The organism is Rhodanobacter sp. L36 (assembly GCF_009765755.1).
In the GTDB taxonomy this organism is placed as follows: domain Bacteria; phylum Pseudomonadota; class Gammaproteobacteria; order Xanthomonadales; family Rhodanobacteraceae; genus Rhodanobacter.
On record NZ_LMUV01000011.1, the window covers coordinates 1093258 to 1107555 of the forward strand.

Genomic DNA, 14298 nt, shown 5'->3' on the forward strand with positions numbered 1-14298 from the left:
GCGACTCAGTTCCGATCGGTTGCAACGGGCAGTTGCTGCAGCCGTTGATCCAGGCCCACGCCCTCAGGCAGTCGCAGCAGGAATTCCTGCTCCAGTACGCGCCGAATCGCCACATGATCGAGAAGGATGTGGCGTTCGGGTTCGTGCCCCGGGCGACGGATGGTGAACTCGTGATTGAGCATGCTCAGGCGACGACCGGGCTCGGTGCGCGCCACGATCAAGTTGTTCACGAATCGCGATGCCGGGTGCGTCGACACGTAATGGTTGGAGATGATGCAGTCGATCATCTGCGCCGGTCGCAAATCAAAACGATAAAGTGTCAGCCACTGTCCGCGCACCAGCGACTGCATGCGCCACTCATCGGCGGACTGCAGCAAACGATACGGCTCCAGGCGCGTGTCTTGCGCGATGTCGGCCAGCAGTCGCAGTGCGCCGCTGAGTGCCTGCCCGCCGAAGCCGACATCGGCCAGCCAGCTTTCGCCATCGATTTCGACGCGCACGAGAATGTGCGTCTGGCCGGTGATGGCCTCCTCCGGCTGATTCCACATCACGCGCGCGATCAGGTAGCTCACTTCGTAACCGACGGCGCGCAGCGCAGCGGCGAACAACAGGTTCTGTTCGAAGCAATATCCACCACGACCCGAACGGATCAACTTGTTTTCCAGCGCAGGCAACGCCAGATCGACAGGAAGGCCGAGCAATGGATTCAGGCTTTCGAAGGCGATCGAGGCGACATGCGCCGTCGCAAGTGCCTGGAGATGTTCCGCGTCGGCGCGCAGCGGGCGTGGAAGCCCGATGCGACGCAGATAGGCGCTCAGATCGATCGATGGCTGCATGGATGTGCAGTCCTCCCTGGAAGGCGGACGATATTACCGGCTATCCCGAAGGCGCTGTAACCACCACCGCGGCAGTGGCGAATACTCTACAAGCGGCCGCATCCGCCGCGCTGGCTTCTGCGTATATCCATCGTCAACCGAACGGAAGCATCACCCGTCAACGAGGTTTCCCATGATCCGTCGCACACCACTTTTTCTTCCGCTGGCTGCCGCCCTGATGATGGGATTGAGCGCGTGCCAGAACGCTTCCGCCGCAAGCGAGGCGCAGGCGTTGCCCGCGCCTGTCGTCGATGCATCGAGCGCCACCGGTGAGCAGACCGCGGTATTCGCCGGCGGTTGTTTCTGGGGCATCGAAGCCGTGTTCGAGCACATCAAGGGTGTGGACAAGGCGACTGCCGGCTATTCCGGTGGCCAGGCCAGCACCGCCAGCTACGACCAGGTCAGCACCGGCGAAACTCGCCACGCCGAATCGGTGAAGGTTCAGTTCAATCCGAAACAGGTGAGCTACGGCACGTTGTTGCGCGTGTTTTTTTCGGTGGCGCTGGATCCGACCGAACTCAACCGGCAAGGTCCCGACAGCGGTACGCAATATCGCTCGGTGATTTTCTACGGCAACGACGAGCAGCAGAAAGTCGCGTCCGCATACATCGCTCAACTTACTGCCGCGAACTCCTTCTCCGCACCGATCGTGACGCAGGTCGTGCCGCTGAAAGCGTTCTATGCCGCCGAGGCGTATCACCAGCATTATTTCAACGAGCATCCGGACAACCCGTACATCGTCTACAACGACGCACCGAAAGTGGCGCATCTCGCACAGCTTTTCCCGTCGATCTACCGCGACAGCCAGCAAGTCGTGGACGTGCAGCTGCGCTAAGCCTCATCGCCGGCGGCCAGCTTGACCCTGGCCGCCAGTGCGCCCCATGCTTCGCTGTCTTTTGTCCCCATCGAAGCAAAGCATGAGCAGTCGCTACAACGCCGCCGACATTGAAGTCCTCTCCGGCCTTGATCCGGTAAAACGCCGCCCCGGCATGTACACCGACACCACCCGCCCCAATCACCTGGTGCAGGAAGTGGTGGACAACTCGGTCGACGAGGCACTGGCCGGCCACGCCCGCAGCATCGAAGTGATCCTGCACGACGACGGCTCGGTGGAAGTGACCGACGACGGCCGCGGCATGCCGGTAGACATCCATCCGGAAGAAGGCGTGTCCGGCGTCGAGCTGATCATGACCAGGCTGCACGCGGGCGGAAAATTCAGTGGCAAGAACTACAACTTCTCCGGCGGCTTGCATGGCGTGGGCGTGTCGGTAGTGAACGCACTGTCCGACCGCGTCGAGGTAACGATTCGCCGCGACAGCTCCGAATACCGGATGGTGTTTGCGCACGGCGACAAGATCAGCCCACTGGAAGTCATCGGCTCGGTGCCGAAGAAACGCACCGGCACCACGCTGCGCTTCTGGCCCGAAGCGAAGTATTTCGACTCGCCGAAAATCTCGCTGTCGAAACTCAGGCATCTGCTGCGCGCGAAAGCGGTGCTGTGCGCCGGACTCAGCGTCAAGCTCACCGACGCGGCCAGCGGCGAAATCAACGAGTGGTATTTCGAAGATGGCCTGCGCGACTACCTGAAAGGCGAACTCGACGGCGCCGAAGCGCTGCCCGGCGAATTGTTCGTGCATCACATGGCGCGCGACGTGGAAGGCATGGAGGTCGCGCTGGCCTGGCTGCCCGACGGCGAACTGGTGCAGGAGAGCTACGTCAACCTGATTCCCACCGCGCAAGGCGGCACGCACGTGAACGGTCTACGCACCGGCCTGACTACCGCGATCCGCGAATTCTGCGACATCCGCAACCTGCTTCCGCGCGGTGTGAAACTCGCGCCGGAAGACGTGTGGGAGCGACTCGCCTTCGTTCTTTCCGCACGCCTGCAGGATCCACAGTTCGCTGGCCAGACCAAGGAACGCCTGTCCTCGCGACAGACCGCCGGCATGGTCGAGAACGTGATCCACGATGCCTTCAGCCTGTGGCTCAACCAGCACGTGGAGATGGGCGAACGCATCGCGCAACTGGCGATCGAACGCGCCAGCGCGCGACTGAAAGCCGCCAAGCAGATCGTGCGCAAGAAAATCACCCAAGGCCCGCAACTGCCCGGCAAGCTCGCTGATTGCACCGCCACCGATCTCACTCGCACTGAACTGTTCCTGGTCGAAGGCGACTCCGCCGGCGGCAGCGCCAAGCAGGCGCGCGACAAGGAATTCCAGGCGATCCTGCCGCTGCGCGGCAAGATCCTCAACACGTGGGAAGTCGAATCCGGTTCGGTGCTCGCCTCGGAAGAAGTGCACAACCTCGCCATTGCGATCGGCTGCGATCCGGGCAAGGACGATCTATCCGGCTTGCGCTACGGCAAGGTGATCATCCTGGCCGATGCGGATTCCGACGGCCTGCACATCGCCACGCTGTTGACCGCACTTTTTCTCAGGCATTTCCCCACCCTTGTCAGCGAGGGTCACGTGTTCGTGGCGATGCCGCCGTTGTTCCGCGTCGACGTGGGCAAGCAGGTTTTCTACTGCCTCGATGAAAGCGAGAAACAGGCAATGCTGCAACGGATCGAACGCGAAAAAATGAAAGGCGCAGTCAACACGACGCGCTTCAAGGGACTCGGCGAAATGAATCCGCCGCAGTTGCGCGAGTCGACCATTCATCCCGATACGCGCCGGCTGGTGCAACTGACCATCAGCGATGACGACGGCACATCGAAGTTGATGGATATGTTGCTGGCCAAGAAACGCGCGAGTGATCGCAAGGCGTGGCTGGAAGAGAAAGGCGACCTGGCGACGCTTGAGGTTTGATTCGAGGGACGCGCGTTCGCATCCTGTGAGCAGCTCAAGCGGTCCTGCGCCGCGACGCCACCGCACCTTTTCCGCAATCCATGCACGGGCGTTAATGTAGCGACGTGCCCACCATCGAGGCTCTTCACATGTCTCTGCTACCGCCCATCGATCTGCAACGCTGGATCGACGAACACCGCCACCTGCTGAAACCGCCGGTCGGCAACAAGTGCATCGTGGATGGCGATTTCATCATCATGATCGTCGGCGGTCCGAACGCGCGCACCGATTACCACTACGACGAGGGCCCCGAATTCTTTTATCAGATCGAAGGCGAAATGGTGCTGAAGGTGCAGGACGATGGGAAGGCGCGCGATGTTCCGATCAAGGCCGGCGAGATGTTCTATCTGCCACCGCGCATACCGCATTCGCCGCAACGCATGCCCGCGTCAATCGGGCTGGTGATCGAGCGTCGCCGGCTGCCGCAGGAGAAAGACGGCCTGCTTTGGTTCTGCGAACGCTGCAACCACAAACTATACGAAGAATATTTCGTGCTCGACAGCATCGAGAGCGATTTCCCGCCGGTGTTCGATCGTTTCTATGGATCGCACGACGCACGCACCTGCAGCGAATGCGGATACCTGAATCCGGCACCGGCGAAATACGCTTAGGCGTTTTATCGCGCGAGCCACTTTGAAGCCATGCGACGCAGCGATGTTTCAAGGCTTGCATCAGCGGCAACGTCCACCACGTCGCGCCACGCCAGCGCATGCGATTCCTCGTTGATGGCGAAACGCTCGTCCTCACACGTGCGAACGATATAGCGAAGGTCGTAGTGCCAATGCTCCGGCTCGTCAGCGCGCGAAGGAATGCGGTGGCGGTCGATGTCGAAGATGTCTTCGTCCACCTGCAAACCGGTCACACCGGTTTCCTCCTGCGCCTCGCGCAACGCCACGCGCGCGAGATCGACATCGCCATCGGCGTGGCCGCCCGGCTGCAGCCAGCGGCGGAGTTTGCGATGGTGCATCAACAGCACGCGCTGACTCTCTGCGCTGACCAGCCATGCCGATCCGGTGAAGTGGCCGACAAGAAAACGACGTTCGAAAACCGCCGGATCGGAGTGAAGAAACTCGCCGAAAGTCCGGACCAGCGCTGCTTCGTGCGGCCAGCGCGATGCGTACGCATCGAGACGAGCAAGTAGAGGCGAAAAATCATCAGGCATGGACGAGGACGCGACTTGATGGGCGAGGCGCATGATAGCTGCGTCGCAGCTTGTCCCCCTTGTCCCGCTCCGTTATGGTTGCTCGTCACGTCAGCCCGGCACGCCACCTTCGCTGTGGCCCAGATCGAGCGCCGTCCAGCCTTCAAGGGGAGTTACTCCATATGCTTTTTCAGCGCGTCAAGCCACTCGATCAGATTCTCGCGACGGCCGAGAAGAAGAGCCTGAAACGTCAGCTTGGTCCGATCCAACTGACCTTGATGGGCGTCGGCGCAATCATCGGCACCGGTATCTTCGTACTCACTGCAGAAGCCGGACAAAAAGCCGGCCCGGGAATGATGATCGCGTTCGTGATCGCCGCGGTGGTCTGTGCACTTGCGGCGCTGGCCTACGCCGAATTGGCCGGGATGATTCCCGTTGCAGGTTCCGCTTACACCTACACATACGGAGTCCTTGGGGAGGGGCTTGCCTGGGTGGTTGGCTGGGCGCTCATACTCGAATACACCATAGCTGCCAGTACGGTATCGGTGGGTTGGTCTGGATACGTCAATGGCCTTCTGGCAAGCGCTGGTTATGGCTTGCCGGAGTTTCTGCGGACTGGACCTTTTGACGGTGGAAGTTTCAACCTGCTCGCTTTTCTGGTGGCACTGACGGTGACCGTGCTTCTGGTCTTCGGGACGTCCAAATCCGCCAAAGTTAATGCGGTCTTGGTTTCCGTCAAAGTCGCTGCACTGATCGCCTTCATCATCATCACGGTTCCGGCGGTGCACCAATCGAACTTTCATCCCTTCCTGCCCAATGGTTGGGGAAGTCCTCTGGGTGGCATCGGGGTGTTGGGCGCCGCGGCATCGATCTTCTTTGCGTACGTCGGTTTTGACGCGGTATCGACCGCCGCCGAGGAAACCAAAAATCCGAACCGTAATATCCCGATTGGATTAATCGGGTCACTGACCGTGTGCACCATCTTTTACCTGTTAGTGGGCTACGGCGCCGTTGGCGCGGCGGGTTCTCAGCCCATGTTGGGGGCGGATGGCCTCGCCCTCCAGCCAGGCACTCCGGAAATGGCAACTGCCTGCAAGGGCTTGCATGCGTTGGTCTGTAGCAAGGAGCCTCTGGCTTTCGTATTGCACGCATTGGGTTCGGACAAGATCGGTTATCTGGTGGGCGCCGCAGCCAGCATTGCGTTGCCTTCGGTCATTCTAATGATGATCTATGGTCAGACTCGGATCTTTTTCACCATGTCCCGCGACGGCCTGCTGCCCAATCGTCTTTCCACGGTCCATCCGCGTTTCCACACGCCACACGTGTTAACGATGATTACGGGAACTTTTGTCTCATTGTTCGCCGCGATCTTTCCGGTCGGTTTGCTTGCGGACATCACCAACTCAGGCACTTTGTTTGCCTTCATGATGGTGGCAATTGGCGTGATGATCCTGCGCAAAAAGCAGCCCGAGCGGCCGCGTCCTTTTCGTACTCCGCTGGCTTGGATCGTTTGCCCGCTGGCAGTCGTTGGGTGCCTGCTGTTGTTCGTGAATCTATCCAAGACTGCCATTTCGGTATTCTTCATCTGGGCCGCGGTCGGCTTGGTTGTTTACTATCTCTACGGCTTCCGAAAGAGCCATCTGGCCAACGGCACCGAGCCCAGCTGAGGCTGCGGTCCGGCGATTGAACGAACCCGGGCGGCACGGTGAAAACCGTGCCGTCGCCATGTTGTGGAATGACCATGCTCAAGCAACTGCTCGCTCGCAAGACGGACTTTTCGAACAACGCCGACGATGGCCACGGTCCCGGCCTGAAGCGCACGCTCGGTCCATGGGGATTGACGGCACTGGGCATCGGCGCCGTGATCGGCGGCGGCATCTTCGTGATTACCGGCCAAGCAGCGGCGGAACATGCCGGTCCGGCCATCATCCTGGCATTCGTTATCGCGGCCGTTTGCTGCAGCTTCACCGCGCTGTGCTACGCCGAGTTCGCCACGCTCATTCCGATGTCCGGCAGTTCGTACTCGTATGCATACGCCACGCTGGGCGAACTGGTGGCGTGGTTCATTGGCTGGAACATGGTGCTCGAGTACGGCGTTTCCGCTTCCGCGGTAGCGGTGAGCTGGACGGGTTATTTCGTCAGCTTGCTCGATGACATTTCTTCCCTGTTCGCCAGGATGGGTATTCCTCTCAGACTCCACCTGCCTGCTGTCCTTACGAATGCCCCGCTCGCATTTACCGATGGGCATCTTGTGACGACGGGAGCGCTGTTCAACTTGCCCGCCGTTGTGATCGTGCTCGCGCTTACCTGGCTCTGCTATGTCGGGATCAAGGAATCCAGCGGTGCGAATCTGGCGATGGTCATTCTCAAGGTCAGCCTGATTGTGATCGTGATCGTCGCCGGCTGGCACTACGTCAACACCAGCTACTGGCATCCCTTCATTCCAGCCAATCAAGGTGTCGAGAAATACGGCTGGTCGGGGATCATGCGCGCAGCCACGCTGGTTTTCTTCGCATACATAGGATTCGAAGCGACATCCACGGCCGCGCAGGAAGCGAAGAATCCACAACGCGATCTTCCCATCGCGACACTGGCTTCGTTGGCGATTTGCACGGTTCTCTACATAGGTATCGCGGCGGTCATCACAGGCCTCCTGCCCTTCGACCAGCTCGGCACAAGTGAGCCCGTCGTCACTGCGGTAAAGGCGCATCCGGAGCTTGGCTGGTTGCGCTGGGTGGTGGAGGTCGGCGCGTTGATCGGACTCTCTTCCGTGATTCTGGTGATGGTGATCGCGCAACCGCGAATCTTCATGATCATGGGCCGCGACGGCTTGCTACCGCCAGTTTTCGCCAGAATTCATCCGCGGTATCACACGCCTTACATCAACACCGTCATCACCGGTATCGGCATTGCAGCGCTGGCAGCGGTATTTCCGCTCGACGTGCTCGGCGATCTTGTCTCGATGGGCACGCTGATCGCGTTCGTCGCGGTGTGCGCTGGCGTGCTGATACTTCGCAAGACACGACCCGAATTGCCGCGCACATTCCGCGTACCGTGGGCGCCGGTCACCTGCGTGCTTGGCGTGTTGAGTTGCCTGGCGTTGCTGTATTGGGAGAACTGGTATCAGTGGCTGCTGCTGGGTATCTGGACCGTGCTCGGCATGGCCATTTACTTCGGTTATGGAAGACGTCACAGCCGTCTGCGCCAAGTCATGAATTCCTCGCCTCTGGGCTGACTTCAATCGAAAATCGCCGAAAATCCCTTAAATAGCGAAAAATGTTCCGAATATCGTTTCCACGTAGTAAGTCGCCGAGCCGGCGACAAACAGGAACTACCTCGCAGATTCAGTCACGAATAGTTCCGTAACTATTTGTTTTTAAATATTTTAACAAGTTCTTTTCAAGAGAAAATTTCGAAGTGGCCGTCCATTTGCTGGTGGCGGGAGTATCATCCTCAGTCCGCGGGTTGATCACTTGGCAGTGGGCCCCGGATCGCCGCTCGGCGCGTCAGGTCGGTCAGCTCCTCAGCCTGGCGCGTCGGGCAGCACTTTTAGTCACGACGCCGCAATTTTTCCAAATCGTTCTCAGCGCTGGTTACAACGCGCGAGTCGATGTCGCGATGAAGTCGAACAAATCTGTCAGTTCCATGCGGTAAGTCGACGCGTACGAAACGCAGTAGCGATCACCGCATCGCCATCAAAGAATCAGCCTTTCTTTGGCGTGTGTGATAAGCACCAGCCTCTCGCGTTCACCGACTTGCCCGGAAACAATTGACATGGCCCGCGCCCGGTACTACCGCCGCCATAAAACTGGCAGTTGGAACAGACGTCACCCGCCTTGTGTTTTGCATTGCCGGACACACTGCCGTTTTCCACATAACCGAGCGCTTTGGCAGTCGGGTCCGTCTCGGTCAGTGCCGGAAGATCATCGGCTCGTGCGAATCTCGGCGAGCCAACCAGAAGCACCGCCGTTGCAGCGCCCGCTGTGGCCCACTTGAGAAAGCGTCGGCGTGATTCGATATCTGGTGTATTCGACATGGGCAAGCCTCCGTCGGCGATTGGGCCGGCGCATTCCGCCCCGGATATCCGTCGATCGTACGCTCGTCGTCGCAATTTTTCGTGACTGGATAAATAACTGTCATGCGGCGCGATCGGCAAATTTGTGCATGTTATAGTTATTTCTCATTTGGACGTCCAAACGCATGAGCCAGACATTGCCTTCCACGATCTCCGCAAGCCTGTTCGAGGCCTGTTCGGATTTCATCGCGGAAACGGCACGGGAGCTGTCGGAACGTGGCTGGACGCCCGCAACGAGCAGTAATTTTTCGATGCGAGTCGATGCCGACCACGCAGCGATCACGATCTCAGGCAGGCACAAGGGCCAACTGGGTCGCGACGACATCATGCTGATCGATCTGCAGGGCAAGGCCGTCGGAACCGACGCCCGGCCAAGTGCGGAAACCGCCCTGCACACACAGATTTACTGCCGTTGGCCGGAGATGGGCGCCGTGCTGCACACGCATTCGCGCACGCAAAGCGTGGCATCTCGATTCTTTGCTGCGGAAGGCAAGGTACGTCTGCAAGGCTGGGAATTGCAGAAGGCGATTACTGGTTACAGCACGCATGAGAGCGTGCTTGAAATCCCGGTTTTCCCCAACACCCAGCACATGCCGGAACTGGTGGCCCAAGTGGACGCATGGCTGGACGCTGGAAAACCGCTGCACGCTTATCTGATCAACGGCCACGGCATTTATACCTGGGGCCGGGACATGGCTGAAACCCATCGACATCTCGAAGCGCTGGAGTTTCTGCTGGCTTGCGAACTGGACCTGAAAAGATTGAGGGCATCATGAGTCGCCTGCGCATCTTCGACGAAACAAAACCGCGTACACCGCTAGCGGAATATTCCGAACACGCCGCGATTGCCAGCGAACTCGACAAGGTTGGCGTGCGTTTCGAACAGTGGGAGGCGAGCCAGCGGATCGCGCCCGGCGCAAGCCAGGACGAAGTAATCGCCGCCTATCGTTCGGATATCGATCGGCTGATCGCCGAAAAGGGCTATCAGTCGGTCGACGTGATCAGCCTCGTGCCCGATCATCCCGAGCGCGCCACGCTCCGCCAGAAATTTCTCAGCGAGCACACGCACAGCGAAGACGAAGTGCGTTTCTTCGTCGCCGGCTCCGGCCAGTTCACACTGCACATTGCAGGCAAGGTCTACGACATTCTGTGCGAACAAGGTGACCTGATCGGCGTACCGGACGGCACGCGCCACTGGTTCGACATGAGTGAATCGCCCTATTTCGTGGCGATCCGTCTGTTCACCAACAAGGAAGGCTGGATCGCCCAGTTCACCGGCGACGAGATCGCGCAGCATTTTCCGCGCATGCTTCCAAACGCGTCGTCCGCGCGTTGATGCTGTTGGGCTGATCTGGTCGACGTTGACGCGGCTCATCACGAAACACGCTTTATGCTGGCCCCTTTTACAACGCAGTCGAAGCCATGACCAAGATCCGCGCCATCGTCACCGACATCGAAGGCACCACCAGCTCGATCGATTTCGTGCGCGACGTGCTTTTTCCTTACGCGCGCCAACGCCTGCCGGCATTCGTCGAGACGCATGGCGATCAACCCGAAGTGCAGCACTGGCTTCATGAAGCTGCTGCCGAAGCGGGCCTGGCCGAAGCGAGCCGGCAGGAAATCATTGAGCTGTTGTTGCGCTGGATCGATGAGGATCGCAAGTCCACCGCGCTCAAGGCGCTGCAGGGCATGATCTGGAAAGACGGTTATGTCGCCGGCGACTATTGCGCACACCTTTATCCCGAAGTCGCCGCGAAACTTCGCGCATGGCACGCCGAGGGTCAGCGTCTCTATGTGTATTCCTCCGGATCGGTGCCGGCGCAGCAGTTGTTTTTCGGTTACAGCGAGGCTGGCGACCTGACCTCACTGCTGTCCGGATATTTCGATACCGAAACCGGCCCCAAGCGCTCACCCGATTCTTACCAGCGCATCGCAGCCGCGATCGGCGAAGAGCCCGCGCACATTCTCTTTCTCTCCGACATCGTCGAAGAACTGGATGCGGCGAAGAGCGCGGGTTTCCGCACCGGCTGGCTACAACGCGACCCGCAACAGACGGCGACGAATGACAGGCATTCGGCTTATCGCGATTTCGATGCGATCAACATCTAACCCGGATCGCCGCTTATGCGCCACGCCCTGACTGCCCTTCTCGCTTTCGTTGCCGGCATCATCGTCATGTTGTGGTGGCCTGCTCATCATGGAAACCAACATCCGGCGTCGACGATCACGACCGTTTCCGCACCGACCATCTTCGCAAAACAAGCGCCTGCCAATGTTGCAACTGCTGCTTCGACAAATACCGACGATACCGAGTCGGCCGACGCAGGCAGCGACTGGCCGGCCAACGGCCCTTCACCGGAACAGGCACTGTTTGCGCAACCGCGTATGGTGCGCGACGCGCTGGCAAAACTGACACCGCGCGTAGCGGGGAAACCGAATCTCTACGTGGTGAGCTTTGCAGGTGATGGGGAGGAGGACGTATTCCGTAACGAGGCGGAATACGCCGCGCAGCTGACTGCACATCGTTTCGGCCCTACTGCACACAGCGTCGTGCTGGAGAACAATCCAGCCACGCTTGACGTTGCCCCATTGGCGAGCTGGAGCAACCTCGAAGCGACGCTCGACGGACTGGCGACCGTGATGCATCCGGACCAGGACATCCTGCTGCTCTACCTCACCACCCACGGCGATCCTGACCACAACCTTCTCGTGGACATGGATCCGCTGCCGCTGGATCAGATCGGCGCGCAGGATTTGGCCGGCATCCTGGAGAAGCGGCCTTTCAAGTGGAAAGTCGTCGTGGTCAATGCCTGCTATTCCGGTGGCTTCGTTCCACCGCTGCATCATGCCGGCACTTTGGTGCTGACCGCTGCTCGCACCGACCGCAGCTCATTCGGCTGCGGCAGTGATTCGGACGCCACCTATTTCGGCAAGGCGTGGCTCATCGATGCACTGAACCGCACGCCGGATTTCATCGCGGCTTTCGCGCTGGCCAAATCCGATATCGCGACGTGGGAGAAGCAAGGCAAGCTCACGCCCTCGGAACCGCAGATCGATATCGGTGACGGTATCGCGGCACAGCTTGCAGCATGGCGCAGCGGCTTTACCCCAGGAGCAGCGGTGCCGTTCAAGCCGGCCGCGCCCGCACAAGCAACAAGCATGACCGGGGAAACTCCCTGAGCATCATTGCTGGCTCGTGAAGCCATACGATCAGGATGCTTCCCGCTTTTCATGACGCTCTGCCAGCACGCTCGCCACATCCGCTAGCGATAAACCGCGCGCGCGCAGCAGCACGATGAGATGGAAAACGAGATCCGACGATTCGCCCAGCAGTTCGTCATCGCTCTGCGCCACCGCGGCAAGTGCCGTCTCCACACCTTCCTCGCCGACTTTCTGCGCCATGCGCCGCAGACCGCCCTCGAACAGGCTCGCCGTGTAGCTGTCCTGCGGCATGTCGCCGTGACGAGATGCCACCAATGCATCGAGCTCGGCCAGAAAACCGAGCGGCGGACGAACCGTTGCACCGAAGCAACTCGTGCTGCCTTCGTGGCACGTCGGTCCTCGCGGTTCGGCGGAAACGAGCAGCGTATCTGCATCGCAATCGACTCTTATCGATCGCGAGACAAGCAGGTGACCCGAGCTCTCGCCCTTGGTCCATAACCGCTGCTTGCTTCGGCTGAAGAACGTCACGTGACCGGTGGCCTGCGTTGTCGCCAGCGCTTGCGCGTTCATGTAACCGAGCATCAGCACTTCGCCGTTTTGCCAGTGCTGCACGATCACCGGCAGCAGGCCATCACCTTTGGCCCAGTCGAGTCGACTCGTATCGACATTCTTTTCGTTCGTCACGATTTTCTCCGGACTCATGGGCGGATCGCCACACCTTGCTCGCGCAGATATTGCTTCAACGCTGGTATTGCAATGGCGCCGGTGTGGAACACGCTGGCGGCGAGCGCACCATCGACGTCGGCTTCCACGAAGGCATCACGAAAATGTTCAGGTGCGCCAGCGCCACCGGAAGCGATCAACGGCACGTGACACACCGCACGCACCGCGCGTAGCTGCTGCATGTCGTAGCCTGCGCGCACGCCATCGCTACCCATGCAGTTGAGCACGATCTCGCCGGCGCCAAGTCGTTGCGCTTCGTCAACCCAGTCGAGTGTCGTGCGTGGCAATGCGCGCGTGCGATCGGGATCGCCGGTGTACTGGCGCACGCGCCATTCGCCATCGACATCGCGCAACGAATCGATGCCAACCACCACGCACTGCACGCCAAATGCCGCGGCGAGCTCGCCGATGAGTTCGGGCCGCTCGAGCGCGGGCGAATTGACCGATATCTTGTCGGCACCGGCGTGCAGCACTGCGCGCGCATCGTCCACCGAACGTATGCCTCCTGCCACGCAAAAGGGAATGTCGATCAGCCGCGCCACGCGTTCGACCCACGCGCGATCAACGCTGCGGCCTTCAGGGCTCGCAGTGATGTCGTAGAACACCAGTTCGTCCGCGCCTTCATCGCGATATCGAAGCGCCAGATCGACGATCTCTCCGAGAACGACGTGATCGCGAAACCGCACGCCTTTGACCACCTGTCCGTCGCGAACGTCGAGGCAGGGAATGATCCTTCGACTCAGCATGCCAGTGCTGCCTCCAGCGTGAAGCGATCTTCCAGCAGCGCACGACCGAGAATCACGGCTTTCGCTCCGGCGTCCCGCGCGCCACGGATATCTTCCAGTGAGCGCACGCCGCCTGATGCCTGCACGGCGAGCATTGGTACGTGCTCAGCCAGATGACGGTAAAGATCGATATTGAAACCGGACAACATGCCGTCGCGATCAATGTCGGTACAAAGCAGGTGGCGTGCACCGTGAGCGGCGTACCACGGAGCCAGATCGTCGAGCGTGCGCGTTTCCGTTTCGGTCCAGCCACTGCTTGGCAAGGTCCAGCGTCCTTCGATGCGACGCGTATCTAGCGCCATGATCAGACGCTCTGAACCATAGGCGTTCAGCCATGTGGCCACGCGTTCCGGATCACGAATCGCCACGCTGCCAAGTACCACGCGGGACACGCCCGCATCGAACAGGCGTTGCACATCCGTCTCGTCACGCACACCACCGCCAGCCTGCACCGACATGCCCGTCGCCGCGATCGCTGTGAGCACCGCAAGATTGTCCAGCTTGCCGGAGCGCGCACCATCCAGATCCACCACGTGCAGATGGCGAGCGCCGGCGTCGGCATAGCGTCGAGCGAGTGCTATCGCATCGATGTCGTAGATGGTCTGCTGCGCATAGTCGCCCTGCTTCAGACGCACCACGCGGCCATCGCGCAGGTCGATGGCGGGGATCACGGCGAAGTCGTTCATCGATT

The 14298-nt window shown here is 60.1% G+C and carries 15 protein-coding genes; 9 read left to right on the top strand and 6 right to left on the bottom strand.

Going from position 1 to position 14298, the window contains the following annotated elements; genetic code table 11:
- Positions 1–5: 5 nt before the first annotated feature.
- Positions 6–836 carry an arylamine N-acetyltransferase gene (locus GSQ73_RS14655; RefSeq protein WP_158885267.1) on the bottom strand — a complete coding sequence of 277 codons (831 nt, stop codon included), beginning with the start codon at positions 834–836 and terminating at the stop codon, positions 6–8.
- A gap of 172 nt (positions 837–1008) precedes the next feature.
- Here GSQ73_RS14655 and msrA point away from each other — a divergent pair, with 172 nt between their 5' ends.
- The 3 genes from msrA to GSQ73_RS14670 all read left to right on the top strand — a co-directional run bounded on the left by msrA (position 1009) and on the right by GSQ73_RS14670 (position 4332).
- Positions 1009–1710: a peptide-methionine (S)-S-oxide reductase MsrA gene (gene msrA / locus GSQ73_RS14660; protein ID WP_158885269.1), complete on the top strand. Its 702-nt coding sequence runs from the start codon at positions 1009–1011 to the stop codon at positions 1708–1710.
- Positions 1711–1792: 82 nt separating this feature from the next.
- The gene (parE, locus tag GSQ73_RS14665) at positions 1793–3682 is read left to right on the top strand and encodes a DNA topoisomerase IV subunit B (RefSeq protein WP_158885271.1); all 1890 of its coding nucleotides are present in this window, start codon (positions 1793–1795) and stop codon (positions 3680–3682) included.
- 128 nt (positions 3683–3810) lie between these two features.
- Positions 3811–4332, top strand: a complete 522-nt coding sequence (locus tag GSQ73_RS14670; RefSeq protein ID WP_158885273.1) for a 3-hydroxyanthranilate 3,4-dioxygenase — start codon at positions 3811–3813, stop codon at positions 4330–4332.
- 5 nt (positions 4333–4337) lie between these two features.
- Here the strand turns inward: GSQ73_RS14670 and GSQ73_RS14675 are convergent, their stop codons facing one another.
- Positions 4338–4883 (bottom strand): NUDIX hydrolase, encoded by a 546-nt coding sequence (locus GSQ73_RS14675; protein WP_158886501.1) that lies wholly within the window; start codon positions 4881–4883, stop codon positions 4338–4340.
- Positions 4884–5044: 161 nt separating this feature from the next.
- Between GSQ73_RS14675 and GSQ73_RS14680 the strand changes: the two genes are divergently transcribed.
- A complete protein-coding gene (locus GSQ73_RS14680; protein ID WP_158885275.1) occupies positions 5045–6529 on the top strand; it encodes an amino acid permease in 1485 nt (494 codons plus the stop codon).
- Positions 6530–6603: 74 nt separating this feature from the next.
- Positions 6604–8097, top strand: coding sequence for an amino acid permease (locus GSQ73_RS14685; protein ID WP_158885277.1), 1494 nt, complete (start codon positions 6604–6606; stop codon positions 8095–8097).
- A 468-nt stretch (positions 8098–8565) separates the two neighbouring features.
- On the opposite strand, the gene GSQ73_RS14690 is transcribed toward GSQ73_RS14685, so the two are convergent.
- Entirely contained in the window at positions 8566–8898 is a 333-nt protein-coding gene (locus tag GSQ73_RS14690) for a high-potential iron-sulfur protein (RefSeq protein ID WP_158885279.1), read from the bottom strand.
- 164 nt (positions 8899–9062) lie between these two features.
- On the opposite strand from GSQ73_RS14690, the gene GSQ73_RS14695 reads away from it, so the two are divergent.
- From GSQ73_RS14695 to GSQ73_RS14710, 4 genes are all read left to right on the top strand, one after another.
- Positions 9063–9713, top strand: a complete 651-nt coding sequence (locus GSQ73_RS14695) for a methylthioribulose 1-phosphate dehydratase (protein ID WP_158885281.1) — start codon at positions 9063–9065, stop codon at positions 9711–9713.
- Positions 9710–10273: an acireductone dioxygenase gene (locus GSQ73_RS14700; protein WP_158885283.1), complete on the top strand. Its 564-nt coding sequence runs from the start codon at positions 9710–9712 to the stop codon at positions 10271–10273. The genes GSQ73_RS14695 and GSQ73_RS14700 overlap by 4 nt, the downstream gene beginning before the upstream one ends.
- Positions 10274–10359: 86 nt before the next feature.
- Positions 10360–11046, top strand: a complete 687-nt coding sequence (gene mtnC / locus GSQ73_RS14705; RefSeq protein ID WP_158885285.1) for an acireductone synthase — start codon at positions 10360–10362, stop codon at positions 11044–11046.
- Positions 11047–11061: 15 nt separating this feature from the next.
- On the top strand, positions 11062–12117 hold the full coding sequence (locus GSQ73_RS14710) for a C13 family peptidase (protein ID WP_158885287.1): 1056 nt from the start codon (positions 11062–11064) through the stop codon (positions 12115–12117).
- 30 nt (positions 12118–12147) lie between these two features.
- On the opposite strand, the gene hisIE is transcribed toward GSQ73_RS14710, so the two are convergent.
- The 3 genes from hisIE to hisA are packed head-to-tail and all read right to left on the bottom strand — an operon-like array spanning position 12148 to position 14293.
- Complete coding sequence (gene hisIE, locus GSQ73_RS14715; RefSeq protein WP_254063415.1) at positions 12148–12783, bottom strand: bifunctional phosphoribosyl-AMP cyclohydrolase/phosphoribosyl-ATP diphosphatase HisIE; 636 nt, start codon at positions 12781–12783, stop codon at positions 12148–12150.
- Between the two features lie 14 nt (positions 12784–12797).
- On the bottom strand, positions 12798–13568 hold the full coding sequence (hisF, locus tag GSQ73_RS14720) for an imidazole glycerol phosphate synthase subunit HisF (RefSeq protein ID WP_158885291.1): 771 nt from the start codon (positions 13566–13568) through the stop codon (positions 12798–12800).
- Positions 13562–14293, bottom strand: coding sequence for a 1-(5-phosphoribosyl)-5-[(5-phosphoribosylamino)methylideneamino]imidazole-4-carboxamide isomerase (hisA, locus tag GSQ73_RS14725; RefSeq protein ID WP_158885293.1), 732 nt, complete (start codon positions 14291–14293; stop codon positions 13562–13564). The genes hisF and hisA overlap by 7 nt, the downstream gene beginning before the upstream one ends.
- Positions 14294–14298: the final 5 nt, after the last annotated feature.